This window comes from Paraburkholderia sp. Tr-20389, assembly GCF_017104565.1.
Lineage (GTDB): Bacteria > Pseudomonadota > Gammaproteobacteria > Burkholderiales > Burkholderiaceae > Paraburkholderia.
The window spans coordinates 219,432-245,434 of record NZ_JAAGPD010000005.1 but is presented as its reverse complement, the minus strand read 5'-3'; the positions used below and the strand labels follow the sequence as shown (position 1 = coordinate 245,434).

The following is a 26,003-nucleotide window of genomic DNA, read 5'->3' as shown; positions in this document are numbered from 1 at the left end:
CGGCAGCGCGACGGCGCATATCCGCCGAATTGAATCAAACCGCATAACCGGCAGTTCCTGCCCAACCGCATGACCGAATTCAAGGACACCCAGCAGCAGCTCACGAAATTCCGCCTGCGCGTCGCGGCGGCGGGGCTGTTCGTGTTCGTCTGCTTCGGGCTGATCGCATTCCGCTTCCTGTTCCTGCAGGTCTGGCACTACAGCAAATATTCGCTGCAAGCGAACGAGAACCGTATCTCGGTCGCGCCGATCGTACCGAACCGCGGCATCATCACGGACCGCAACGGCGTCGTGCTCGCCAAGAACTATTCGGCGTACACGCTCGAAATCACGCCGTCGAAGCTGAACGACACGCTCGACAACGTGATCGACAATCTCGCGACCGTCATCAGCGTCGACGCACGCGATCGCCGCCGCTTCCGCAAGCTGCAGGAAGACTCGAAGAACTTCGAGAGCCTGCCGATCCGCACGCGTCTCACCGACGACGAAGTCGCGCGCTTCACCGCGCAGCGTTTCCGCTTTCCAGGCGTCGAAGTACGCGCGCGCCTGTTCCGCCAATATCCGCTCGGTCCGACGGCCGCGCACGTGATCGGCTATATCGGCCGGATTTCGCAGCGAGATCAGGACCGCATCGACGACGCAAGCGACCAGAACGACAGCGATCCCGAGCACTACGATCCGCGCCTCGACGCAAACAACTACAAGGGCACCGACTACATCGGCAAGATCGGCGTCGAGCAGAGCTACGAGACGGAGCTGCACGGGCTGACGGGTTTCGAGGAAGTCGAAGTGACGGCGGGCGGCCGGCCCGTGCGCACGCTGTCGCGCACGCAGGCGACGCCGGGCAACAACCTCGTGTTGTCGATCGATATCGGCTTGCAGCAGGTCGCCGAGCAGGCATTCGCGGGCCGTCGCGGCGCACTCGTCGCCATCGAGCCGTCGACAGGCGATGTGCTCGCGTTCGTCTCCGCGCCGAGCTTCGATCCGAATTCGTTCGTCGACGGCATCGACCAGCAGACGTGGGACGACTTGAACAACTCGCCCGATCACCCGCTGCTCAACCGTCCGCTGCATGGCACGTATCCGCCCGGCTCGACGTACAAGCCGTTCATGGCGCTCGCCGCGCTGACGCTGCACAAGCGCACACCGCAATGGGGTTTCCAGGATCCGGGCTCGTACACGTTCGGCGGCCACACGTTCCGCAACGACGTGCCGCAGGGTCAGGGCTGGGTCGACATGAACCGCGCGATCATGGTGTCGAACGACACGTACTTCTACATGCTCGCGCACGATCTCGGCGTGAATGCGATCGCGAACTTCATGAAGCCGTGGGGTTTCGGTCAGATCACGGGCATCGATATCGCCGGCGAAGCGCGCGGCATCCTGCCGTCCACTGATTGGAAACGCAAGGCGTATCGCAAGCCCGAGCAGCAGAAGTGGTACGAAGGCGAGACGATCAGCCTCGGCATCGGCCAGGGCTACAACTCGTACACCATTCTTCAGCTCGCGCACGCAACGGCCACGCTCGCGAACAACGGCGTGCTGATGAAGCCGCACCTCGTGAAGGAAATCGAGAACCCGATCACGCGCGCACTGCGCGCCACGGTACCGAAGGACGATGGCCGTGTCGACGTGAAGCAGTCCGACATCGATGTCGTGAAGCGCGGCATGGAAAACGTCACGATGAATCCGTCGGGCACGGCGTACCAGGTGTTTCGCAACGCCGCGTATCTGTCGGCCGGCAAGACGGGTACGGCGCAGGTGTTTTCGCTGCAAGGCGCGAAGTACCACGGTCACGCGCTGGCCGAACATCTGCGCGACCACGCGCTCTTCATCGCGTTCGCGCCGGCGGACAATCCGAAGATCGCGATCGCGCTGATCGTCGAAAACGGCGGCTGGGGTGCGCAGGCGGCCGGTCCGATCGCGCGGCGCGTGCTCGACTACTACCTCGTCGACAAAGCGAAGCCGGGTGTCGAAGCGGCGGCTGTCACGGCGGCTGCGTCGGCGACGGAGGAAACCTCGGCGCCCGTCATCGGCAGCGCGCCGGCAACGCCCAATGGTGACATTCAGCCCATTTCCGTTGCGGCGGGCTTCACGCCGCTGCCGCAGCCAGTGGGCGCATCGGCACCGCGCGCGGCAGCTGCATCTGACGCATCCGGCGCGGCGCCCGCAGGTGCAGCCTCCGGAGCCGCGCCCGCTTCGGCGCCTGTCGCAGCATCGGCGAGCGCGCCGCGGCCCGCTTCGAATGCGAAGTCGGCGAAAGCGCCGCGCGCCGCTTCAGCCACGGTTGCAACATCCGCCGCGGCATCCGATGCGACGGCCGCAGCACCCGTCAAGGCTTCCGACACCCGCAAGTCCCCACGCAAACCCCGTCCGGCCAGCGAATCGCGGCCGGTCGCAGCCGCGCCGTCGCGCAACGAGGAAACGCAGGCCACGCCGCGCGGCCCCGTTTCCGGCGGCATCGACGAGTAAGGAGAAAGGCATGCAAATCGACAAGCGCGCCTGGCTCGAACGCTTCAAGAAAATGTTCGCGGGCTTCGACCGCCCACTCGCACTAATCGTGTTTCTGTTGCTGTGCGTCGGCATCGTCACGCTCTATAGCGCGAGTCTCGACGTGCCCGGCCGCGTCGAAGATCAGTTGCGCAACATCATCCTGACGTTCGCGTTGATGTGGGTGCTGGCCAATATCCCGCCCACAACATTGATGCGCTTCGCCGTCCCGCTTTATACGTTTGGAGTCGCGTTACTGATCGCCGTTGCGCTATTCGGCCTCACACGCAAAGGCGCCAAGCGCTGGATCAACGTCGGTGTCGTGATCCAGCCATCGGAAATTCTGAAGATCGCGACGCCGCTAATGCTCGCGTGGTACTACCAGCGACGCGAAGGCAACATTCGCTGGTGGGACTACATCGTCGGTCTGCTGATTCTCGCCGTGCCCGTCGGGCTGATCGCGAAACAACCCGACCTCGGCACCGCCGTGCTCGTGTTCGCGGCAGGCTTCTTCGTCATCTATTTCGCGGGACTGAGCTTCAAGCTGATCGTCCCCGTGCTGGTAGCGGGCGTGATTGCCGTCGGCGCGATCGCGACGTTCCAGGACAAGATCTGTCAGCCCGAAGTGCAGTGGCCGCTGATGCACGATTATCAGAAGCATCGTATCTGTACGCTGCTCGATCCGACGTCCGACCCGTTGGGCAAAGGCTTCCACACCATTCAAGCGGTGATCGCGATCGGCTCGGGCGGCCCGCTCGGCAAGGGCTGGTTGAAGGGCACGCAGGCGCACCTCGAATTCATTCCCGAGAAGCACACCGACTTCATCTTCGCGGTGTTCTCCGAAGAGTTCGGACTGGCCGGCGGTCTGGTTCTGTTGACGCTGTATATGGCGCTGATCGCGCGCGGTCTCTACATAGCGGCAAACGGCGCGACGCTATTCGGCCGACTACTCGCCGGTTCGCTGACGATGGCGTTCTTTACTTATGCGTTCGTGAACATCGGCATGGTGAGCGGGATTCTTCCCGTGGTGGGCGTGCCGTTGCCGTTCATGAGTTACGGTGGCACCGCGCTGACCACACTCGGTTTCGCGATCGGCCTCATCATGAGCGTCGCGCGACAGAAGCGTCTGATGCAAAGTTGATCCAGCGTTGCTGCGAGAGGCAAAACCAAACGGCGCCTGAAAATTCAGGCGCCGTTTTTTCATTGTGGCTTGGCTTCGTGCGATTCGCGCAGCTGCGTACTAAGCTGCTGATACTTGAGCCGCGCGGCAGGATCGCCCTGCGCGGCAGCCGCCGCATAATAGGCACGCGCGACGTTCAGATTCTGCGGCACGCCATCGCCGCCACGCTCGTAGAACGAACCCGTCACGTACTGCGCGGTCATGTCGCCGCCCTCAGCCGCTTTCTTGTACCAGACGAACGCCTGCTGGTTGTCGCGCGCGGTACCGCGTCCGTCCAGAAACTGATTCGCCAGCGCCAGTTCGGCCTGGATGTGACCTTGCTGCGCAGCCTTCAGAAACCATTGATGCGCCTCGACGGGATCGCGCGCAACGAACTCGCCATCGTCGTACATCTTGCCGTACACGTACTGCGCGTGCGACATGTTGGCATCGGCGGCCTTGCGCAGCCACTTCTTGCCTTCTTCGACATTCGCCGGACCGCCTTCGCCGTTGAGCAGCATCATCGCGTAGTTGAACTCGGCCAGACGATTGCCGCGTTGTGCGGCCTTGCGAAACTCGGCGAGCGCGGACGTATAGTTGCCCGCGTTGTAGTCAGCGACAGCCGTTTGCGTTTCCATATCCGACGCGGGCGGCGTCTTGCTCTGCGCATACGCCACCGCGCCGGCCATCAATGCGGTCAGCACGACAGCGCGCGTTGCCATGCGCGTCGCGTGCAACGACAACAGCTTCATGAGCGAACCTCCTGCAGTGCCTGTCGCGTGGTGCGCAACAGCCACATCACATCAGCGGCCAACGCGATGAAGCGGAAGCCCTCCGATCGGTATTGCCGGGCGCTCGCGACATCCATCGCGAAGATGCCCGTCGCGACGCGCGCGCGATGCGCAACGTCCTGAATGCGCTTCATTGCTTCCTGCACGTCAGGGTGCCTCGAATCGCCGAGATGACCGAGGCTCGCGGCCAGATCCGCCGGTCCGACGAACAGGCAATCGACACCCGGCGTCGTCGCGATCTGCTCCAGATTTTCGAGTGCCTGTTGCGATTCGATCTGCACAATCGTCGCGATCTGCGCATTGGCGTTTTGCAAATAGTCGCGCCGCATGCCGTAAGCAGCCGCGCGCACGACACTTGCGACGCCACGTAAGCCGTCCGGCGCGTCCGATGTCGCGTACTGCGTCAGACGAACGGCATACGCCGCTTCGTCGGCCGTTTCGATGTTCGGGAACATCAGCGTGCGCGCGCCCGCATCGAGCACCCGTTTGACGAGCCACGGCTCGACGGCGGGCAGACGCACGACGGGCTCCGTCGGCAGATGCGCCGCAGCAATCGCGCGCAATTGGCCCGTGACGTCGACGCTGTCGTTGGGCGCGTGCTCCATGTCGATCAGCAGCCAGTCGAAGCCTGCATGCGCGAGCGCCTCGGCCGCGTTATCGCTGCCGAGCGACAGCCACAGGCCGAACAACGGGTCGGGATCCTTGAGACGCAGCTTGAGGGGATTCGTGAACGTGCTCATCGCTCACCTCTACCGATGCGAGGCGCAGCCGCGAGCAGGCTGGAGCAGAAGACGACGCGGCCCGAAAGGCCGACGTGGTGAACAGCTTGAAAGTGGTGGCGGGCGTCGAGCCCGCTGCGTAGCGCGGTGACCGGCATGTCTCGCTCCGTGTGGTTATCGAAACGATCATACCGTGACAATAACCCCTTTAGTCGCGCACGACGTCGGCCCAGCAATTCGGCGTCTCATACAGACGCACCTTGTGCAGACGCAGGTTCACGCCGTAGTGCGCGTCGTAGACGTTCGCGAGAATGTCGAACGCGACGGCAGCGAGATTTTCGACAGTCGGAATGCGATCGAGCACGACCGTCTTGTGGCCGGCCATCGTGTCGAGAAAGCCGCGCACCTGCGTATCGCCTTCATAGACGAGAAACGCGTGATCCCACCTGTCGACGAGGTGCTCGTTCGCGAGCGCTTTCACGTCGGCGAAATCCATCACCATGCCGCGATCCGGCGCGCCTTCCGTTTCGACGAGATCGCCTTGCAGCGTGATTTCGAGCACGTAGCGATGGCCGTGCAGATTGCGGCACTGGCTGCGGTGATCGGGAATGCGGTGGCCCGCATCGAATTCGAGTTTTCGGGTAATCGTCAGCACGGCAAATCAGGGAATGTTCAGGTACTTGTGAGTCTGCATCGACAGGCGCCATTGCGGATGGCGCTTGCACCAGTCGATCGCGAGCTTCGTGTTGATGTCCCGCGACGGGCCGTCCATTGGCTGGACGAGGAAATAGTCGAACTCGAGCTTCGCGTAGTCGGCAAGCCGCTGGTTGTCCTGCGGTACGACCACTTTCAGTTCGTTGCCTTTGGTCTGCACGAGCGGCGCGTCGGCCTTCGGGCTCACGCAGATCCAGTCGATCGTGTCGAGCACAGGAAGCGAGCCATTCGTTTCGATAGCAATTTCGAAGCCTTGAGCGTGCAACGCGTCGACCAGCGGCTGGTCGATCTGCAGCATCGGCTCACCGCCCGTACACACGACGAAGCGCTGGCCTTCGTCTTTCGGCCACAGCGACGCGATCTTCGCAGCGAGTTCTTCGGGCGTGCGGAATTTGCCGCCGTTTTCGCCGTCCGTGCCGACGAAATCGGTGTCGCAGAACTTGCACACCGCGTCAGCGCGATCTTCTTCGCGGCCCGACCACAGGTTGCATCCGGCGAACCGGCAGAACACGGCCGGACGTCCGGCGTTCGCGCCCTCGCCCTGCAACGTGTAGAAGATTTCCTTGACCGCGTACGTCATGCTGCTTTCTGCCCGATGCTCCGTGAAGCTCTGTTGATGTGTGTGCTCTTTGCCCTGCGCGGTGAAAAACTCAGGCCGCTTCCGTGACCTGCTCGCCGCTCAGATACGCCTCGTAACCCCGCTTGCGCAAGCGGCATGCGGGACACTCGCCACAACCGAAGCCCCATGCATGCAGTTCCGCACGCTCGCCGAGATAGCACGTGTGTGTCTCGACGCGAACCAGCTCGACCAGTTCGTCGCCGCCCAGCTCATGCGCGAGGCGCCACGTGTCGGCCTTGTCGATCCACATCAGCGGCGTTTCCAGCACGAAGCGGCTGTCCATGCCGAGATTCAGTGCGACTTGCAGCGCCTTCATCGTGTCATCGCGGCAATCCGGATAACCGGAGAAATCCGTCTCGCACATGCCGCCGACCAGCACGCGCAACCCGCGCCGATATGCGATCGCCGCTGCAATCGTCATGAACATCAGATTGCGACCGGGCACGAACGTGTTCGGCAGACCGTTCGACGCCGCGTGAATCTCGATCTCGCGCGTCATCGCGGTGTCGCTGATCGAGCCGAGCACGGACAGATCGATCATGTGATCGTCACCAAGCCGCTCGCCCCATTCTGGGAACGTGCGCGCCAGCGCGCTGCGGAAACCTTCGCGGCATTCCAACTCGACGCGATGCCGCTGGCCGTAGTCGAAACCCAGGGTTTCGACCGTTTCATATCGATCCAGCGCCCAGGCGAGACATGTGGCCGAATCCTGGCCGCCGGAAAACAGCACCAGGGCGCTACTCTTCGCGTCTTTGCGGGTCACCGTGAAACTCCGTGTAGGTTATTGCCGCACGCTGCGGCCTTAGGACTTGCGGCGCGTGCCGGCGCCAGGTCTGGCACCGGACTTGGCAAATAAGCCGGCTCAAGCAGTATAGGCGGCGCCTTTCGCGCGCCAAGCTGCCTTGGCTTATACCGCTGATCGTCCGCCAGAGAGTTTCACGCTACGCGATACCCCGGACCCGAAACGAAAAAGGACTTGCGAAGAACATATGGCAAGTCCTTGATACAGCGCGATTTTATCATGCGGGGCCGGGCCCCGCTCGCGGCTGCCGCGCCGCCCTTGCCACGCAGCGACCCGGCTTCTTGCCCGCAAATAGGAAAAGCCCCAGGAATCTTGCGATTTCCTGGGGCTGAATCCTGGTGGCCTGGGGCGGAATCGAACCACCGACACGCGGATTTTCAATCCGCTGCTCTACCAACTGAGCTACCGGGCCAACGAAGAAGCGAGAGTATAGCAAGCAGTTTTGCGTTCCTCAAGCCCTTCGCGAAAAAAACTTCAACGACGTTCATTCACCCCGCGTCACTCGCCCTTGTTCTTGCCCAGATCGACGCCGAGTTGCTTGAGCTTGCGATACAGGTGAGTCCGTTCGAGCCCCGTCTTCTCCGCGACGCGCGTCATGCTGCCGTTCTCGCGTGCGAGGTGATATTCGAAGTACGCGCGTTCGAATGCGTCACGTGCATCGCGCAGCGGAATGTCGAACGAAATCGACGCCGTCTGCGCGGACAGCATGCCGCCGCCCAGACTATCCGCCGACATCATAGGCAGCGCCGCCGCCGACGCGACAGCGGACGCATTCGCCGCCATTGCAGGCTTCGCCGCCATGCCGCCTGCTGCGGGCGCCGCGCTGCCGCGTGCAAGCCCCTGCTCGACGGCCTTCAGCAGCTTCTGCAACGCGATCGGCTTTTCGAGGAAGTTCAGCGCACCGATCTTCGTCGCTTCGACAGCCGTATCGATCGTCGCGTGACCCGACATCATGATGACGGGCATCGTCAACGTGCCTTGTGCCGCCCACTCTTTGAGCAAGGTGACGCCATCGGTATCGGGCATCCAGATGTCGAGCAGCACCAGGTCGGGTGCCAGGCGTTGCCGGTAGTCGCGCGCCTCCTGCGCGTTCTCCGCGACCTCCACGACATGCCCTTCGTCGCTCAGGATCTCCGAGAGCAATTCCCGGATGCCCATTTCATCATCTACCACCAGGATGGTTGCCATTTAAGCTGCCCTTGTCTGCACTGTTGCTTTTGTCTTTCCCTGCGACGCGCTGCTGCCATGCGCCGCCTGCGGCCCGCTTCCAGGCGCCGCAGCCTTGTTGTCTGCGAGTTGAAGGAAGAGGATCGAAATCTGCGCACCTTCGATCACATCGCCCGCTTTCAGGCGATTGCGAATGTCGATTCGTGCGCCGTGTTCATCGACGATCTTCTTGACCATGGCGAGTCCGAGACCTGTTCCTTTGGCCTTGGTCGTCACGTAAGGTTCGAACGCGCGCGTGAGGATGCGCGCGGGGAAGCCCGGACCGTTGTCCGACACGGTCAATCGCACCGCGACGCTCACTTTGCCGTCTGCGTCGGGATCGCCATATTCTACTGTCCTCGTCTCGAGCAACACACGCGGATGCTGGACATCGGCCACAGCATCCTGTGCGTTCTGCAGCAGGTTATGGATCACCTGACGCAATTGCGTCGCGTCACCGCGTATAACGGGCAAGTCCGCCATTTCGACGACAATCGGGCTCTTGCCTTCTTCGATTCCATACAGCGTCAGCACTTCGCTGACGAGTTCGTTCAGCTGCAGATTCGCAAGCACGGCCGGCGGCGTACGCGCATAGTCGCGGAAGTCGTCGACCATCTGCTTCATCGCGGCAACCTGATTCACGATTGTAGTAGCACCGCGTTTCAACACTTCGGCATCCGACGGCATGAGCTTGTCGGCGAGCTTCATCTGCAGACGCTCGGCCGAAAGCTGGATCGGCGTCAGCGGATTCTTGATCTCGTGCGCCAGACGCCGTGCCACTTCGCCCCATGCAATGGAACGCTGAGCGGAGATCACATCGGAGATATCGTCGAACACGACGACATAGCCGGACGTCTCTTCGTCGTCGCTATCGTTACCTGCCGCCGACACGAGCCGCGCGCCGCGCGCGAGCAGCGTCAACGGATCGGCTTCGCCCGGCACCTGGAGCGCCATCTGCTGCTGCCAGTGCCCGGTGTCGCCCTGATCGTCGCCGCCTGCAGCTTCGAGATCCGCAAAAGCCTTGCGCACCATCGCGCCGAATTCGCTCAACACGCCGATGCGATCCAGCGATGAACCGAGCAGCGACGCGAAGGGCTGACGGAAGATGCGTTCAGCGCCGCGATTCGCGGTGGTGAGACGGAACTGCCGGTCAAACACGAACACGCCCGCCGTCAGGTTCGCCAGAATACTTTCGAGGTACGACTTCGAATGTTCGAGCGCGATGCGGTTCGCCTCGACAGCGAGGCGCGCTTCCGACAACTGGCGCGTCATCGCGTTGAACGACTGCGTGAGGAAGCCGAGTTCGTCGCGCGACTTGATCTCGCGCTTCGGCGTGTAGTCGCCTTCCGTCACTTCCTTCGTGCCTTGCGCGAGCAGGAACAGCGGCCGCGCGAGCTGATTGCCGAGCGCGAGCGCGAGCATCATCGCGATAAAAGTGGCGAGGAACAGCGCGAGCGTCAGCGTGCCGATGTACATCTTGCGCAAGCCCGTGCGCCCGATCGCTTTCTCCTGATACTCGCGATACGCACGCTGCACGGCGTCCGCGTTGCGCGCCAGCGACTGCGACACGGGCTGCGTGAGTTGCAGGAAGCGCTCGGTCGGCTGTAGCTGCGAGGCGTTGGCGTCGGGAATGCGCTGCACGATGCGCAACCGCAATGCACCCTTCGCGCCGCGCGCTTTCGGATCGCCGTCCACTTCACCTTCGATCGATGCGAAGCCACGCCCACGCGCCTGCTCGATCATGATCGACGTGGGCAGGTCGCCGGGTACGAGTGATGCGTAATTGCTGGTCGCCTGCGCGACGACGTGCATGTCGGGCGTCGCGCCCGAGATGCTGCGCGACGGCTCGACGATCGTCGCGTCCTGCACGCCGAACTGATCGCGCAGACGCAAGAGCGTGAGCGTCGTGCCCGCCGAGTCTGCGCTCGCAAGCTGTTCGGCCATCAGGCGACCCTTGGTTTGCAGATCGGACAGCGACGCATCAAGCATCCCGCGCCCGAGATTCAGCCCGGACGTGAGTGCCGTCTCGACATTCACGTCGAACCAGGATTCGATACTGCGCGACACGAACTGATACGACACGATGTAGATGATGCCTCCGGGCACCACACCGACGAGCGCGAAGAAGAACGCGAGCTTCGCCAGCAGCCGCGTGCCGAACTTGCCCTTGCGCAGTCGCGTGACGATGATCACCACCAGCACCGCGACGATCAGCATGAAGATCAGCGCGACCGCAACGTTGGCGGCATAGAGCCAGCCATAGTAGCGATCGAAGAACTCGGTGTTCGCGCTCGCGGCTGCAAGCAGCACGAGCAGCAGGACAGCCGTGACGGCCACCGTCGAGACGAGCAGCCTGACGACGAGACTGCCGGCACTGGTGGCCCGGCGCACTTTATTTAGCACGTTCGGTCACCGTAAAGGTAAAGCGCTTCCAGTCGGAAGCAAGATTCCAGTCGCGGTTGTTGACCGCGTCGATCTGGAACGGCTTGGGCATCAATGCGACATCGAGCTGCATACGCACCGACGCGTTGTACGTTTCTCCCACGTGGACCTGATTGCGATCGATCACATGCCACGACGTGACATGCTTGATGACGGCGAGCGCCTCGTTCAACGAACCGAAGCCGAGCTGCAGACCGCCCGTCGATACGCGGTATTCGCGTGTGAGCGGCTGAAACGAGAGTCGAATGCTTTGCGATACGCTCACCGGTTGTTCGTCGAACCAGTACCAGCGTGGTCGGCTCAGTTCGAAGTCCGTTGTGAAGTAAAGCGGTATGCCTTTGTTGACGGCGTCTTCGAGGTTGCTGTTCAGTTCGAACTCGAAACGCGCATCGAGGCTCCAGCCGCTGCCGTCGGATTGCAGGGACGCGCGTTGCACGGCGATCGATTCGGCTCGCGCCGGCCCGGCTGCCGTGAGGCAAAGGGCCAGCGCAATCCAGAGCGCGGCCACGAGCCGTAGCGGAAGAAAGCGTTTGATGATCACCGTTTCTGAAAGCGCGCGTAGAAGAATCCGTCGTGGTCTAAGCTCGAACCAGTGCTTTGTCCGGCGCGGGAACCAGCCGAAACGTCGGCGGGCGCGCGGGCGACTGCTGGGAGCAGTTGCCTCGGCGCGTCCAATCGTACCGCATCCGCGTGTCGGTTTCCAAACCACTGAGCCTGCAACTCGCCCTCTTCCGGAAAGATCGAGCACGTAACGTACAGCAACTCGCCGCCCGGTTTGACGAGCGTCCATAGCGCTTCGAGAATGCGCCGCTGCTCGTCGACGAGCGCGGGAATGTCCGATGCGCGCCGGAGCCAGCGAATGTCCGGATGACGGCGCACGATGCCCGAAGCCGAACACGGCACGTCGGCGAGAATGCGGTCGAACGGCGCATCGGCGGCATCGTGCCACTGCTCGGGACTGCCCGCATCGCCGACGCGCACCTGCGCGCTTAACCGCAGGCGCTGAAGGTTTTCGCCGATCCGCCGCGCGCGCGTCGCGTCGCTTTCGAGTGCGATCAGATCGATATCCGCGAGTTCGAGCAGATGGCCCGTCTTGCCACCCGGCGCGGCGCACGCATCCAGCACACGCATACCGTCTTGCACGCCGAGCCACTGGGCCGCGAGTTGCGCCCCCGCATCCTGCACGGAGACGACGCCTTCGTTGAAACCGGGAATGCGGTCGACGGGCATCGGCGTATCGAGTCGCACGGCATGGTCGCCCGCTTGCGTCGCGGAAATCTGATGCTGACGCAACGTTTGCAGATAGGCGTCGACAGTCGCGCGGCGCGCGTTCACGCGCAGCGTCAGCGGACCTTGGCTGTTGCCCGCCGCGAGGATACCTTGCCATGCATCGGGCCATGCGCTGCGAACGGCGTCGATCCACCAGACGGGATAGTTCCAGTGAGCGACAGCGTCCTTCTGCGCGTCGCCGAGCAACGTCTCGCGTTCGCGCAGGAAATTGCGCAGCACTGCGTTCGTCAGGCCCTTCGCAAACGAGACCTCGCGACGCGCGCCGATCGCGTTCACGGCCTGATCGACCACCGTGAAGGGCGCGTACGCTGCGTTGCGCTCTTCGTCCACCAGCAACGCAAGCGCGCACGCCAGCATATGCGCGACGTGCGGCGGCGGCGCCTTGCGCACGAGTTTCGCGACGAGCCATTCTGCCGTGCCGAGCCGGCGCATGGTCCGGTACGCGATGTCCTGCACTGCCCCACGCGACGCCGTGGCGACACTCTCCGGCAACGACACGAAGATCGAATGCAAGGCCGCGGGCAGCGCCGCGCCATGGCGCACCGCGCCGACCGCCTGCGCTGCGCAATCGAGCGCGAAACCGAGCGATTCGGGTGCGAGATGCAGCGACGACAAACGGGTGTCGCGCGAACGCGGCGGCGAGGCAGGACGCTGAGAAGGCTTTCGGGTCATGAACGGGCGGAGAACAGTGCGCACCAAGTGTCGCGCAAACGCCACATTGTAGCGTGACGGGCAGTGCGGCCCCGCGGCCCGTGCGGATCACCCACGCTTTTTGAGGGAAGTTCGACGCGATGAAACCACAAAGGCCGCGCCGTAGGAAAAAAGGGGCGAGTCATGCTCGCCCCTTGTCGGATTGCAGCCGAAGCTTCAGCCGCCGCGGTCGACCCCGCTTATTCGAAGCGCCCCGTACGCGCCATTTCCATCAGACGCGCGATGCGCTCCTCGGTGGCCGGGTGCGTCGAGAACAGGTTTGCGATGCCGCCGCCCGCGAGCGGATTCATGATCATCATCTGCGCGGTGGCCGGATGGGCCTCGGCCGTCGGAAACGGGATGCCGTTCGCATAACGGTGGATCTTGTCCAGTGCCGACGCAAGCGCCTGCGGATCGCCCGAAATCTGCGCCCCGCCCCGGTCCGCCTCGAATTCACGCGCACGCGAAATCGCCATCTGGATCAGTGCGCCTGCGATCGGCGCCAGCAACGCGACCGCGATGCCCGCGATCGGATTCGCCGGACGGCCATTCTCGTCGCGGCCGCCGAAGAACATCGCGAAGTTCGCCAGCGCCGAGATAGCGCCCGCCATCGTCGCCGAAATCGTCGAGATCAGGATGTCGCGGTGCTTCACGTGCGCGAGTTCGTGCGCCATCACGCCGCGCATTTCGCGCTCCGACAGCACGCGCAGAATGCCCGTGGTCGCCGCGACGGCCGCGTGTTCGGGGTTACGCCCCGTCGCGAACGCATTCGGCTGGTCTTCGTCGATCAGATAGACGCGCGGCATAGGCAGATTGGCGCGCGTGGCCAGCTCGCGAACCATCCGGTAGAACTGCGGCGCACTCGTTTCGTCGACTTCCTGCGCGTTGTACATGCGCAGAACCATCTTGTCCGAGAACCAGTACGAGAAGAAATTCATCCCGAGCGCGATCAGCAGCGCGAGCATCATGCCGCTCCGGCCGCCGATCATGCCGCCGATCACGATGAAGAGGGCCGTGATCCCGGCCATCAGCATCGCGGTTTTCACCCAGTTGAACATATCCAAGACTCCTTGCCCGCCACGCGGTCCTGATTGGTTGCCGCGTATTCGCGGCGAATGATTGTAAGCGAACTGTTAGATATGGGCGGGCGGGAAAAATTCAATCACCGCGTTGCCGTAGCGAGCCTGATGCCCAGCCCGACGAACGCGCTGCCGACGGTGCGGTCCAGCCACTTCTTGACGCCCGGCTTGCCGGAAAAACGGCGCGTAACGCTGCCCGCGACCCACGCGACGAAGCTGTTCCACGCCATGCTCATCACCACGAAGACGACGCCGAGCGTCAGGAACGCCACCGTCTTGTTGCCGCTGTCCGCCGAAACGAATTGCGGAAAGAACGACACGAAGAACAGCACGACCTTGGGATTCAGCACGTTGGTCCAGAAGCCTTGCTGGAAAAGCTGGCGCAGCGACTTGGGCGCGCCGGCGGGCAGGCGCGCTTCGCCGGTGGCCTGGCCGGATTCCGGCTTCGTCAGGATGAGACGCACGCCGAGATAAACCAGATAAATCGCGCCGACGAATTTGATCACGGTGAAAGCCGTGGCCGATGCAGCCAGCAGCGCCGTCAACCCGAACGCGCACGCGAGCGAGTGGACGCAGCATCCGGCCGAGATGCCCAGCGCCGACATCAGCCCTGCGCCGCGCCCCTGCGCGACGCTTCTGCCGACGATGTAAGCGGTGTCGGGCCCCGGCGTGACGTTGAGCAAAAAGACTGCGACGACGAAAAACTCGAAATGGGTGATGCCGAACATGGAATCCTCTTCATGCAAGTTGCACCAAAGATTTTAGCGCGCTGCGCGAACGCGGCGTGCCCTGGGCGAACGGCATATGGTGCAACGTCGTAGGTGACTTTATTGTGGCTGTGCGAGTTCGAAACGCTGGCCTGCCGCGAGCGTCGAGCCGGCGAGAAAATCGCGCACAGGCAAGCGCTTGCCGCCGGGCTTCTGGAGTTGCGTGATGCGCAATGCGCCGTCGCCGCATGCCACCACGACACCTTCGGGTGACACATCCACGATCGTGCCGGGTTCCGCCTTGCGCGGCGCGTCGATTGCGGCAGCCGACCAGAGCTTGAGCACCGTGCCGTCGAGCGTCGCGGCACCGCCGGGGAACGGGTCGAACGCGCGAACCTGGCGGGCCAGTTCCGCCGCGGGGCGTCGCCAGTCCAGCGCCGCTTCGTGCTTGCCGATTTTCTCGGCGTAGGTCGCGCCTTCGCCGGGTTGCGGGGTCGACGCGAGCTTGCCGCTGCGCTCCAGTACGATCAGCGCGTCGACGATCAGCTTTGCGCCCGCTTCGGCAAGCCGGTCGTGCAGCGTCGCGGTCGTGTCCGTGCCTTCGATCGGCGTGCGGACTTCGGAAATCATCGCGCCGGTATCGAGACCCGCGTCCATCTGCATCAGCGTGATGCCGGTTTCGGCGTCACCTGCTTCGATTGCCCGGTGGATCGGCGCGGCGCCGCGCCAGCGCGGCAGCAGCGATGCATGAATATTGATGCAGCCGTGCGGCGCAATGTCGAGCACTTCCTGCGGCAGCAGCAGGCCGTAGGCGGCGACCACCATTACGTCGTGCGGCGTTGCGCGCAACTGATCGATGGCGGCCGTGGCTTCCGCCGGAAACTTGCCGTTACGACGCAGCGAAGGCGGCTGTGCGACTTCGATGCCGTGCTCCTGTGCGTAACGCTTGACAGGGCTGGCCTGCAGCTTCATGCCGCGCCCCGCCGGGCGGTCCGGTTGGGTGAGCAAGAGCGGCACCGGAAAGCCCGCCTCGTGAATCGCGGCAAGCGCCGCCGCGGCGAACTCCGGCGTACCGGCAAAAATGACGCGCAACGTGTGACTCATGTACTGGTGGCCGTCCAAAAGCGCATCACATTGCGTGCGCGAGCTTTTTCATCTTGCTCTTGATGCGCGTCTGCTTGAGCGGCGACAGATATTCGACGAACACCTTGCCCATCAGGTGATCCATTTCGTGCTGGATGCAGACGGCGAGCAGCCCTTCGCAATCCAGTTCGTAGGTTTCGCCCTTCTCGTTCAGCGCGCGCACACGCACCTTCTCGGCACGCTCGACGTTGTCGTAGATGCCCGGCACCGACAGGCAGCCTTCTTCGTGAATCTTCCGCTCGTCGCTCGACCAGATGATTTCCGGATTGATGAACGCGCGCAGTTCCTCGTGCGTGTCGGACACGTCGATCACGATCACGCGCTCGTGCACGTCGACCTGCGTCGCCGCCAGGCCTACGCCGGGCGCGGCGTACATCGTCTCGGCCATGTCGGCGACGAGCTTGCGGATACGGTCATTGACCTTCTCGACCGGCTTCGCAACCTTGTGCAGCCGCTTGTCCGGGTAATTGAGGATGTTGAGTAAAGCCATAGTCCTGAAATTGATTGGGCGCCGACGCTGTTCAACAAGTCGCGCGATTGGCTATTCGGCCAGGTTGTTCGCCAGTCGCGACACGCACAGCATAGATAGCGGCCGAACCGCGTTGATTCAACGCCTGTTCAGTGCGCTCATGCGCATGTCGCCCGGGCGCGCGCAAACGCGGCGCAGCAGGGGTTTCGGTTATTTCGGATGATGAAAATTTTAGCATGGCGACCGAAAGGCCGGTTGCCGTGAGCGAGGACGCCAGCCATGCAGACGCTTCCCCTGACAGACCCAGAACTCGCCGCGTGGTTGCGGCTTGCCATCGCACCCGGCCTGAATCCGGCCGCCCTGCGCCGCCTGCTCGTGATCTTCGGGCTGCCCGAAGCCGTGCTGTCGCAGACCTTCGCCGCGCTCTCCGAGGCCACCGACGAGGCCACTGCCCGAGCCGCACTCGCCCCGCCTTCCACGGATTTCCCCGCGCAGCTCGACGCGGTGCGCGCGTGGCGCGCGCTGCCCGGCAACGCGCTCGTGACGCTCGACGACCCTGCCTATCCTCCCTCGTTGCTGACCATGCCCGATCCGCCGCCGCTTCTGTATGTAAAAGGCCGCATCGAACTGCTGCACACACGCAGCGTCGCGGTGGTCGGCAGCCGCAGCGCGACGCCTCAGGGAATCGAAGATGCGTCGAGGTTCGCCCGTGCCTTGTCGGACGCCGGAGTGACAGTCGTGTCTGGTCTCGCGGCAGGCGTCGACGGCGCGGCGCATCGCGGGGCGCTTCAAGGGCGCGGCAGCACGGTCGCGGTAATCGGCACGGGCGCGGATGTCGTGTACCCGGCCTCTCATCACGCGCTCGCGCACCAGATTGCCGACGACGGCGCGATCCTGTCGGAATGGCCGCTCGGCACGCCGGCCCGCTCCGCCAATTTCCCGCAGCGCAACCGGCTGATCGCAGGGATCGTGCATGGTGTGCTGATCGTCGAGGCGGCGATGCGCTCAGGCTCGCTGATCACGGCGCGGCTCGCCAACGAAATGGGCCGCGATGTCTTTGCGATTCCCGGTTCGATCCACGCACCGCTGGCTCGCGGCTGTCACCGGATGATCAAGCAGGGCGCAAAACTCGTCGAAACGCCGGAAGATGTGCTCGAAGAGCTAGGATTCCCCGCGCCGCCGGCAGATCCCGCGCCCCGGCTGCACATCGTTCCGCAGTCGCAAACAGCCGATCTCGACTCGCAGCGGAACACTGAGCCCGGCTTTCAGGCCGATGCCCGACGCCTGCTCAGCGCGCTTGGCCATTCGCCCACCACGCTTGAAATCCTGGCCGAACGCACCGACATGGACGACACGCTGCTGCAAAGCACACTGCTGCGGCTCGAACTGGCTGGCGAGTTGTGTGCGCTGCCCGGCGGCCGGTATGTTCGAGCGGTGCACAGCGCCTGACGCGACGTGCTACATTCGCGCCAAATAACCCATGTAATGCCGAAGGAACCCGCCATGCCCGCGCTGAATCTGGACACCGACTCGAAACGGATCGCCGAGCGCGTCAGCGATCGCGACACGCTTTTCGTGGCGTGTCTGTGTGCGGAATGGTGCGGAACCTGCCGTGAATACCGGGCCGCGTTCGATGCGCTGGCAGACAGGCATCCCAACGTCTGCTTTGCTTGGGTCGATATCGAGACGCACGCGGACCGCTTCGACGATCTGGACGTTGAGAATTTCCCGACCATTCTTATAGAAGACGGGATCACCACGCGCTTCTTCGGAACGGTTTTGCCACAGGCGTCGATCGTCGAACGGATGCTGGTTGATCTGACGGCAGTGCCCGGCATCAAAGGCGCGCCGAAAATGCGGCCGACGCTGCTGGAAGCCTGATCCGTCCCCGGGCCCTACGCTCACCTTCGCCTCATTCCAGGGTATTCCCGACCGCGGCGGCACGGCGTTTGCAAAATCGCCGTGTAATGCGGAAAAAGTGAGCTAAATCAGCGACGAAGCCGCCTTCGGACCCGCTCGTCACACGCTTGCCCAACCAATCTGCGCGCAATTATGATGCGCCGCTTTTTTGGGCTCATCGGTTGCCGTTGCGGCGGCGTGTGCTATAAAGCGGTCGTTAATGGGTGCCTAACCCGAGTGGGAAATCCCGCGGTACCGCCCCGAATCCACCAACTTATTTTCAGTCATGTCCAAAGCACTGATCATCGCCGAAAAGCCATCCGTCGCGAACGACATCGCGCGGGCTTTGGGCGGGTTTACCAAGCATGACGAGTACTTCGAAAGCGACGATTTCGTCATTTCGTCGGCAGTCGGCCATCTGCTGGAGATTGCCGCGCCCGAAGAATATGAAGTCAAACGGGGAAAATGGAGTTTCGCCAATCTCCCCGTTATTCCGCCCCATTTCGACCTGAATCCGATCGCGAAAAGCGAATCGCGGCTGAAGGTGCTGAACAAGCTCATCAAGCGGAAAGATGTCGACCGTCTGATCAACGCATGTGACGCGGGGCGCGAGGGCGAACTGATTTTCCGCCTGATCGCGCAGCACACGAAAGCGAAACAGCCGGTGCAGCGTCTGTGGCTCCAGTCAATGACGCCCGCCGCAATCCGCGACGGCTTCGCGCAACTGCGCACCGACGCCGACATGCAGCCGCTCGCGGATGCCGCGCGGTGCCGCTCGGAAGCTGACTGGCTCGTGGGCATCAACGGCACGCGCGCGATGACCGCGTTCAACAGCAAGGGCGGCGGCTTCTTCCTGACCACGGTCGGGCGGGTGCAAACGCCGACGCTGTCGATCGTCGTCGAGCGCGAAGAAAAGATTCGCCGCTTCGTGCCGCGCGACTACTGGGAAGTGAAGGCCGAGTTCGTGTGCGCGGCGGGCTTCTACGAAGGCCGCTGGTACGACCCGAAGTTCAAGAAGGACGAGTTCGATCCGGAAAAGCGGGATTCGCGACTCTGGAGCCTGCCGGCTGCGGAAACGATCGTCGCGGCCTGTCGCGGCCAGACGGGCAGCGTCTCGGAAGAATCGAAGCCGTCGACGCAACTGTCGCCCGCGCTGTTCGACCTGACCAGCCTGCAGCGCGAAGCCAACGGACGCTTCGGCTTTTCGGCCAAGAACACGCTGGGCCTTGCCCAGGCGCTGTACGAAAAGCACAAGGTGCTGACCTATCCTCGTACCGACGCGCGCGCGCTGCCGGAAGACTACCTGGAAACGGTCAAGCACACGATGGAGATGCTCAAGGAGAGCAACAACTATCTGCCGCACGCGAAGCAGGTGCTCGACAAGGGCTGGGTGAAGCCGAACAAGCGCATCTTCGACAACTCGAAGATCAGCGACCACTTCGCTATCATCCCGACCCTGCAGGCGCCGAAGGCACTCTCCGAGCCCGAGCAGAAGCTCTATGACCTCGTCGTCAAGCGCTTCCTCGCCGTGTTTTTCCCGGCTGCCGAGTACCGCGTCACCACGCGTATCACGGAAGTCGTCGGCCATCACTTCAAGACCGAAGGCAAGGTGCTCGTCGAGCCGGGCTGGCTGCAGGTCTACGGCCGCGAGACCGGCGGCGAAGACGCCAACCTCGTCCCGGTGCAGAAGGACGAGAAGGTCAAGACCGACAAGATCGCCGCGCAACAACTCGTCACGAAGCCGCCCGCACGCTACAACGAAGCGACGCTGCTCTCGGCGATGGAAGGCGCCGGCAAACTCGTCGAAGACGACGAACTGCGCGAAGCGATGGCCGCGAAGGGTCTCGGCACGCCGGCCACGCGCGCCGCCATCATCGAAGGTCTGCTCGGCGAAAAGTATCTGGTCCGCGAAGGACGCGAGCTGATCCCGACCGCGAAGGCTTTCCAGCTGATGACGCTGCTGCGCGGCCTCGACGTGAAGGAACTGACCGCGCCTGAACTGACGGGCGAATGGGAATACAAGCTGTCGCAGATGGAACGAGGCAAGCTGCCGCGTGACGCGTTCATGCAGGAAATCGCCCGCATGACGCAGACCATCGTCAAGCGCGCGAAGGAATACGACTCCGACACGATTCCCGGCGATTACGCGACGCTGCAAACGCCCTGCCCCAATTGCGGCGGCCAGGTGAAGGAAAACTATCGGCGCTTCGCGTGCACGAAGTGCGAATTCTCGATCTCGAAGATTCCGGGCGGCCGGCAATTCGAAATCGAGGAAGTCGAAGAGTTGCTGCAGAAGAAGCAGATCGGTCCGCTGTCGGGCTTCCGCAGCAAGATGGGCCGTCCGTTCTCGGCGATCCTTAAACTGTCTTTCGACGACGAAACGAAGAACTACAAGCTCGAATTCGACTTCGGCCAGGATCAGGGCGGCGAAGACGGCGAAGCGCCGGACTTCTCCGAGCAGCAACCCGTCGGCGCGTGTCCGAAGTGCAGCGGCAAGGTGTTCGAGCACGGCATGAGTTACGTCTGCGAAAACTCTGTGGCGAATCCGAAGACCTGCGACTTCCGTTCGGGCAAGGTGATCCTGCAGCAGGAAATCGCGCGCGAACAGATGGCGAAGCTGCTGGAAAACGGACGCACCGACCTGCTGACGAACTTCAAGTCGTCGCGCACGGGCCGCAACTTCAAGGCATTCCTCGTCAAGCAGAACGACGGCAAGATCGGCTTCGAGTTCGAGAAGAAGGAACCGAAGGAAGGCGCTGCCAAGACGGCGGCTGCGAAGGCGGCTGCCAAGGCTGCGCCTGAGTCCGCGACGGCCGAAGCAGCGAATGAAGCCGCACCCGCGAAGAAAACCGCCGCGAAAACGGCTGCTGCAAAGAAGGCGCCCGCGAAAAAGGCAGCAGCAAAAACCACGGCCGCGAAGTCCGCTGCACGCAAGACAGGTTCGTAAAACAGGTTCAGCGCGGGCCGCCGCAAGGCTCGCGCGAACCGCGCAATCTCGAAGCTGCAACAAAAAGCGCAGTCACCATTACGGTGACTGCGCTTTTTTATCGCCTGGTGGACGCCGTCATTGCCCGGCGTCGCTGGACTCGCGTCAGTGGGTCGGCGAAGCGATGCCGCGAGAACGGTTCAGCGTACGCGTCGGCTTGGCCGGAATTTCGCCGTCGAGCAGGCTCGACAGCGGCTCGGCGCCGTCGAACGCTTCAGGCGGCATCGACATAGCCGTCGATTCCAGCATCGACGGTGCGCGTTCTACGCCGTCTTTCACCCACTGCTCGCCCAGCTTGCTGTTCGGCGTCTGGTTGAAGTGCTCGACGAGGTGATCGATGAACGTGCGGACCTTCGCCGGCAAGTGTCGGCGGCTCGGGTAGGCGATGTTGATCTCGACCTGCGGCAAGCGATAGTCGCTCAACAGACGCACCAGCTTGCCGCGCGTCGTGTCGCGCCCGATCAGGTAGCTCGGCAGGATCGCGATGCCCATGCCGAGCAACGCGAACTGACGCAGCATTTCCGTGTTGTTCGCGACGATCACGTTGGTCGGACGCACGCGCACCTCACCGTCCGGACCGGTGAACACGCGTTCATCGCCCCAGTATTCGGACGGCAGCGACAGGCACGGATGCTCGAGCAGCTGCTCGGGGCGCGTCGGCGTGCCGTGCTTCTCCAGGTACGCCGGGGTCGCGCAGACGGTCATGCAGCCCGTCGTCAGGCGCCGCGTCACGATGCTCGCGCTGCGCATGTGACGCGCGATCACGACGCCGACATCGAAACCTTCTTCGACAAGATCGACCTGGCGGTCGACCAGCGTCACATCGGGAATCACCTTGGGATAGCGCTCGGCGTAGGTCTGAAGCACGGGCGCAAGGTTATGCAGGCCGAACACGACGGGCGCGACGATGCGTAGCGTGCCGACGGGCTCGTGATTGCGCGCGACGACCATCTGCTCGACGTCTTCCAGCTCGTCGAGAATCTGACGGGCGCGTTCCAGATAAACCTGACCGGACTCAGTCAGCGAAAGACTGCGGGTGGTGCGGTTGAGCAGCCGGGTGCCAAGACGGCCTTCGAGATCGGCGACGTGACGGGTGGCGACTGCGTTTGAAATATCCATCGCGCTGGCCGCGCGGGCGAAACTGCCGAGGTCCGCCACTTTGACGAAAACTCGCATCGACTGCAAATGATCCATGAACAACTCCTGCCGTAGTACCGCTCCCCTCGCGAACAGGAAGCACACTTGGAATTTTCCTACGACTAGGGAAATCCTGCAGAAGTTGCCTAAGAAAACAGAAATTTTATAAAAATTTGAGTCAATCTCTTCGGGGACGGAATACCGACATGCCGATTGTTCCAGTCAACGAAACAATTTGCTGCATCGCGTCGAAAACCGACATTTGGCTCGAACAGCGAAAGGGGCGCGTCGGCAGCGGAATGGGGGTCGAAAGGCGAGGAAAAATCGGTCGGATGGATGAAAAAAGCCGCCCGAGGGCGGCTTGCTCTTAGGTTAGTGAACGCTCACAACATCACGCGGTTAGCTTCCTTTCGAGCGCGCTGCGCGTATCTTGCAGCGCGGCAGGCAGGCCCTGCTTCAGCGTGTGGAACAACTCGCTGTGCAACGCGAGTTCCTTGCGCCACGCGACATCATCGACGGAAATCACCTGTTCGAACTGCTTGCGCGTGAAGTCGAGCCCGCTCCAGTCGATGTCCTCGTAACGCGGCGATACGCCGAACGCGTGCTCCTCGCCCTTCGCCTTGCCTTCGATCCGGTCGACCATCCAGCGCAGGACGCGCATGTTTTCACCGAAGCCCGGCCATACGAATTTGCCGTCGTCGCCCTTGCGGAACCAGTTGACGCAGAAGATCTTCGGCGTGCGTGCGCTCATCTGCTCGAGTTTCGCGCCCGTTTTCAGCCAGTGGCCGAAGTAGTCGCTCATGTTGTAGCCGCAGAACGGCAGCATCGCGAACGGATCGCGCCGCACGACGCCCTGCTGGCCGGCGGCTGCTGCTGTCGTTTCCGAGCCCATCGTCGCGGCCATGTAGACGCCCTCGACCCAGTCGCGTGCTTCCGTCACGAGCGGCACGGTCGTCGAGCGGCGGCCGCCGAACACGAACGCGTCGATCGGCACGCCCGCCGGGTTCTCCCAGTCGGCGTCGATCGACGGACATTGCGAGGCAGGCGCCGTGAAGCGCGCGTTCGGATGTGCGGCCTTGCGGCCCGTTTCCTTCGCGATGGCGGGCGTCCAGTCCTTGCCCTGCCAGTCGATAAGATGCGCGGGCGGCTCGTCCGTCATGCCTTCCCACCAGACGTCGCCGTCGTCGGTCAGCGCGACGTTCGTAAAGATCACGTTTTCCTTCAGCGTGGCCATCGCGTTGAAGTTGGTCTTTTCGCTCGTGCCCGGCGCGACGCCGAAATAGCCCGCTTCCGGGTTGATCGCGTAGAGACGCCCGTCCTTGCCCGGCTTGATCCAGGCGATGTCGTCGCCGATCGTCGTGATCTTCCAGCCGTTCATGCCTTGCGGCGGAATCAGCATCGCGAAATTGGTCTTGCCGCACGCCGACGGGAACGCCGCCGCCACATGGAGCTTCTTGCCTTCCGGCGAGGTCACGCCGAGCACCAGCATATGCTCTGCGAGCCAGCCTTCAGCGCGGCCCATCGTCGACGCGATGCGCAGCGCGAAGCACTTCTTGCCGAGCAGCGCATTGCCGCCGTAGCCCGAGCCGTAGCTCCAGATTTCACGCGATTCCGGAAAATGGACGATGTATTTCGTGTCGTTGCATGGCCACGCGACATCCTTCTGGCCAGCCGCGAGCGGCGCGCCGACGGAATGCACGCACGGCACGAAATTGCCGTCCTCGCCGAGCACGTCGTACACCTTGCGACCCATGCGCGTCATGATCCGCATGTTCGTGACGACATACGGGCTGTCGCTCAGCTCGACGCCGATATGGGCGATCGGCGAGCCGAGCGGCCCCATCGAGAACGGTACGACGTACATCGTGCGGCCGCGCATTGCGCCGTCGAACAAGCCGTCGAGCGTCGCGCGCATCTCGGCGGGCTCGATCCAGTTGTTGGTCGGGCCGGCGTCTTCACGATGTTGCGAGCAAATGAACGTGCGGTCCTCGACGCGCGCGACGTCGGACGGATCCGAGCACGCGAGATACGAATTCGGCCGTTTGGCGGGGTCGAGCTTTTTGAGGGTGCCGGCCGCGACCATCTGCGCCGACAGGCGGTCATATTCCTCCTGCGAACCGTCGCACCAGACGATCCGCTCCGGCTTTGCCAGCGCCGCGACGCGCTGCACCCACTCGATCAGCTTTTTATGTTTGACCCAGGCAGGCGCTTCGAGGGTCGAATGGCCTGCAAATGCGGGATGATTCATCGAGCTGTCTCCGTTTTGGTAGAAGTAGAAAAACGGTGCTAGCCCAGCGACGCTGCGTGCGAGAGGCGATAATTCGCGCGAGGGTTCTCCGACGCGCGATCCTGCAGGTCGTTAGGGCCATTCCAGCCTGTCGCCGGCACGTTGAAACCGTCTGTAAAGCGGCTTGCGTGAACATGCAACAAACTGTTAAAAACAAGGGAACTTGCCGTGCCGTCGTGGCTCCGTCCATAGCGGCTCCTTATACGGTAAGGCATTCAAAACAAGCATCATGTGCTCCAGGTCACATGATGTGACACCCGAATCAGACTCTCCGTTCCGCACCCATTGAGTGCGTCGCACAACATATACGCCATGAAGATTGCCATCCTTGACGACTATCAAGACGCCGTCCGCAAGCTCGACTGTTTCCAATTGCTCGCCGACCACGAGGTCAAGGTTTTCAACAACACCGTTCGCGGCCTTGGCCAGCTCGCCAGCCGCCTGTCGGAAGTCGATGCCCTCGTTCTGATTCGCGAACGCACCCGCATCAGCTCTCAACTGCTCGACAAGTTGCCGCATCTGCGCATGATCAGCCAGACGGGCAAGGCGGGAAGCCATATCGACATGGCCGCCTGTACCGAACGCGGCATCGCCGTGCTCGAAGGCGTCGGGTCGCCCGTCGCTCCCGCCGAACTGACGTGGGCCCTAATCATGGCCGCGCAGCGCCGCATTCCGCAATACGTAGCAAACCTTAAACAGGGAGCATGGCAACAATCGGGCCTGAAGACGTCTGCACTGCCGCCGAACTTCGGTCTCGGCCAGGTGCTGCGCGGCCAGACGCTCGGCATCTGGGGCTACGGCAAGATCGGCCGGATGGTCGCGGGCTACGGCAAGGCGTTCGGGATGAACGTGCTGGTCTGGGGCCGCGAGCACACGCGCGAAGCCGCCGTCGCCGACGGCTATCAGGTCGCGGAGAGCCGTGAAGCGCTGTTCGAACAGAGCGACGTGCTGTCGCTGCATTTGCGCCTGCACGATGACACACGCGGCATCGTCAAGCAGGACGACCTGATGCGCATGAAGCCGACCGCCCTCTTCGTCAACACGAGCCGTGCGGAACTGCTGGAAGAAAATGCGCTGATGGGCGCGCTGTCGCACAACCGGCCGGGCATGGTGGCGATCGACGTCTATGAGAGCGAGCCGATCCTGCAGGGCTATAGCCTGCTGCGCATGGAAAACGTGATCTGCTCGCCGCATATCGGCTACGTCGAGAAGGAAAGCTACGAGCTTTATTTCAGCGCGGCGTTCAAGAACATTCTCGCGTTCGATCAGGGCGACACGGTGAGTGTCGCCAATCCGGAAGCGCTGCAGGGCGGGCGCCGGAAGTAAGCAAAAGCGGCCTTCAAAGGCCGCTTTTTTATGTGCGCCCTTTAGTCG

At 63.0% G+C, this 26,003-nt stretch carries 21 protein-coding genes and 1 tRNA gene; 6 read left to right on the top strand and 16 right to left on the bottom strand.

The window, feature by feature from the left end; all coding sequences use genetic code 11:
• Positions 1-69 precede the first annotated feature (69 nt).
• Together mrdA and rodA are read left to right on the top strand one after the other, a co-directional pair.
• Positions 70-2,472, top strand: coding sequence for a penicillin-binding protein 2 (gene mrdA, locus G3N95_RS08535; protein WP_205969554.1), 2,403 nt, complete (start codon positions 70-72; stop codon positions 2,470-2,472).
• A 10-nt stretch (positions 2,473-2,482) separates the two neighbouring features.
• Entirely contained in the window at positions 2,483-3,631 is a 1,149-nt protein-coding gene (rodA, locus tag G3N95_RS08530) for a rod shape-determining protein RodA (RefSeq protein WP_205969553.1), read from the top strand.
• 59 nt (positions 3,632-3,690) lie between these two features.
• Here the strand turns inward: rodA and G3N95_RS08525 are convergent, their stop codons facing one another.
• The 14 genes from G3N95_RS08525 to def all read right to left on the bottom strand — a co-directional run bounded on the left by G3N95_RS08525 (position 3,691) and on the right by def (position 16,341).
• Positions 3,691-4,401: a tetratricopeptide repeat protein gene (locus G3N95_RS08525; RefSeq protein ID WP_205969552.1), complete on the bottom strand. Its 711-nt coding sequence runs from the start codon at positions 4,399-4,401 to the stop codon at positions 3,691-3,693.
• The gene (locus G3N95_RS08520) at positions 4,398-5,180 is read right to left on the bottom strand and encodes an aldolase/citrate lyase family protein (RefSeq protein WP_205969551.1); all 783 of its coding nucleotides are present in this window, start codon (positions 5,178-5,180) and stop codon (positions 4,398-4,400) included. The genes G3N95_RS08525 and G3N95_RS08520 overlap by 4 nt, the downstream gene beginning before the upstream one ends.
• A gap of 187 nt (positions 5,181-5,367) precedes the next feature.
• Entirely contained in the window at positions 5,368-5,811 is a 444-nt protein-coding gene (gene queD, locus G3N95_RS08515; protein ID WP_205969625.1) for a 6-carboxytetrahydropterin synthase QueD, read from the bottom strand.
• 9 nt (positions 5,812-5,820) lie between these two features.
• Positions 5,821-6,453: a 7-carboxy-7-deazaguanine synthase gene (gene queE, locus G3N95_RS08510; RefSeq protein WP_205969550.1), complete on the bottom strand. Its 633-nt coding sequence runs from the start codon at positions 6,451-6,453 to the stop codon at positions 5,821-5,823.
• 70 nt (positions 6,454-6,523) lie between these two features.
• Positions 6,524-7,255: a 7-cyano-7-deazaguanine synthase QueC gene (queC, locus tag G3N95_RS08505; RefSeq protein WP_205969549.1), complete on the bottom strand. Its 732-nt coding sequence runs from the start codon at positions 7,253-7,255 to the stop codon at positions 6,524-6,526.
• Between the two features lie 375 nt (positions 7,256-7,630).
• Positions 7,631-7,706, bottom strand: a tRNA-Phe gene (locus G3N95_RS08500).
• A gap of 86 nt (positions 7,707-7,792) precedes the next feature.
• Positions 7,793-8,482, bottom strand: coding sequence for a response regulator transcription factor EsaR (gene esaR, locus G3N95_RS08495; protein ID WP_205969548.1), 690 nt, complete (start codon positions 8,480-8,482; stop codon positions 7,793-7,795).
• Positions 8,483-10,903, bottom strand: coding sequence for a PAS domain-containing sensor histidine kinase (locus G3N95_RS08490; RefSeq protein ID WP_205969547.1), 2,421 nt, complete (start codon positions 10,901-10,903; stop codon positions 8,483-8,485).
• Positions 10,893-11,483, bottom strand: coding sequence for a DUF4390 domain-containing protein (locus G3N95_RS08485; RefSeq protein WP_205969546.1), 591 nt, complete (start codon positions 11,481-11,483; stop codon positions 10,893-10,895). Before G3N95_RS08485 ends, G3N95_RS08490 begins: the two co-directional genes overlap by 11 nt.
• Positions 11,480-12,904: a 16S rRNA (cytosine(967)-C(5))-methyltransferase RsmB gene (gene rsmB, locus G3N95_RS08480; protein WP_205969545.1), complete on the bottom strand. Its 1,425-nt coding sequence runs from the start codon at positions 12,902-12,904 to the stop codon at positions 11,480-11,482. Before rsmB ends, G3N95_RS08485 begins: the two co-directional genes overlap by 4 nt.
• Before the next feature lie 218 nt (positions 12,905-13,122).
• Positions 13,123-13,980, bottom strand: a complete 858-nt coding sequence (gene htpX / locus G3N95_RS08475; protein WP_205969544.1) for a zinc metalloprotease HtpX — start codon at positions 13,978-13,980, stop codon at positions 13,123-13,125.
• A 104-nt stretch (positions 13,981-14,084) separates the two neighbouring features.
• Positions 14,085-14,729, bottom strand: a complete 645-nt coding sequence (locus G3N95_RS08470; protein ID WP_205969543.1) for a LysE family translocator — start codon at positions 14,727-14,729, stop codon at positions 14,085-14,087.
• Between the two features lie 99 nt (positions 14,730-14,828).
• A complete protein-coding gene (fmt, locus tag G3N95_RS08465) occupies positions 14,829-15,812 on the bottom strand; it encodes a methionyl-tRNA formyltransferase (protein WP_205969542.1) in 984 nt (327 codons plus the stop codon).
• 25 nt (positions 15,813-15,837) lie between these two features.
• Complete coding sequence (gene def, locus G3N95_RS08460) at positions 15,838-16,341, bottom strand: peptide deformylase (protein ID WP_205969541.1); 504 nt, start codon at positions 16,339-16,341, stop codon at positions 15,838-15,840.
• Positions 16,342-16,599: 258 nt separating this feature from the next.
• Between def and dprA the strand changes: the two genes are divergently transcribed.
• From dprA to G3N95_RS08445, 3 genes are all read left to right on the top strand, one after another.
• Positions 16,600-17,769 (top strand): DNA-processing protein DprA, encoded by a 1,170-nt coding sequence (dprA, locus tag G3N95_RS08455; protein WP_205969540.1) that lies wholly within the window; start codon positions 16,600-16,602, stop codon positions 17,767-17,769.
• 54 nt (positions 17,770-17,823) lie between these two features.
• Positions 17,824-18,201 (top strand): thioredoxin family protein, encoded by a 378-nt coding sequence (locus G3N95_RS08450; RefSeq protein WP_205969539.1) that lies wholly within the window; start codon positions 17,824-17,826, stop codon positions 18,199-18,201.
• 304 nt (positions 18,202-18,505) lie between these two features.
• Positions 18,506-21,166 (top strand): DNA topoisomerase III, encoded by a 2,661-nt coding sequence (locus G3N95_RS08445; RefSeq protein ID WP_205969538.1) that lies wholly within the window; start codon positions 18,506-18,508, stop codon positions 21,164-21,166.
• Positions 21,167-21,310: 144 nt separating this feature from the next.
• Here G3N95_RS08445 and G3N95_RS08440 read toward each other — a convergent pair whose 3' ends face one another.
• Both G3N95_RS08440 and G3N95_RS08435 read right to left on the bottom strand, forming a co-directional pair.
• Entirely contained in the window at positions 21,311-22,399 is a 1,089-nt protein-coding gene (locus tag G3N95_RS08440) for a LysR family transcriptional regulator (RefSeq protein WP_205969537.1), read from the bottom strand.
• 334 nt (positions 22,400-22,733) lie between these two features.
• On the bottom strand, positions 22,734-24,590 hold the full coding sequence (locus G3N95_RS08435) for a phosphoenolpyruvate carboxykinase (GTP) (protein WP_205969536.1): 1,857 nt from the start codon (positions 24,588-24,590) through the stop codon (positions 22,734-22,736).
• A 351-nt stretch (positions 24,591-24,941) separates the two neighbouring features.
• Between G3N95_RS08435 and G3N95_RS08430 the strand changes: the two genes are divergently transcribed.
• Positions 24,942-25,955 carry a D-2-hydroxyacid dehydrogenase family protein gene (locus tag G3N95_RS08430; RefSeq protein WP_205969535.1) on the top strand — a complete coding sequence of 338 codons (1,014 nt, stop codon included), beginning with the start codon at positions 24,942-24,944 and terminating at the stop codon, positions 25,953-25,955.
• The last annotated feature ends 48 nt before the right edge of the window (positions 25,956-26,003 follow it).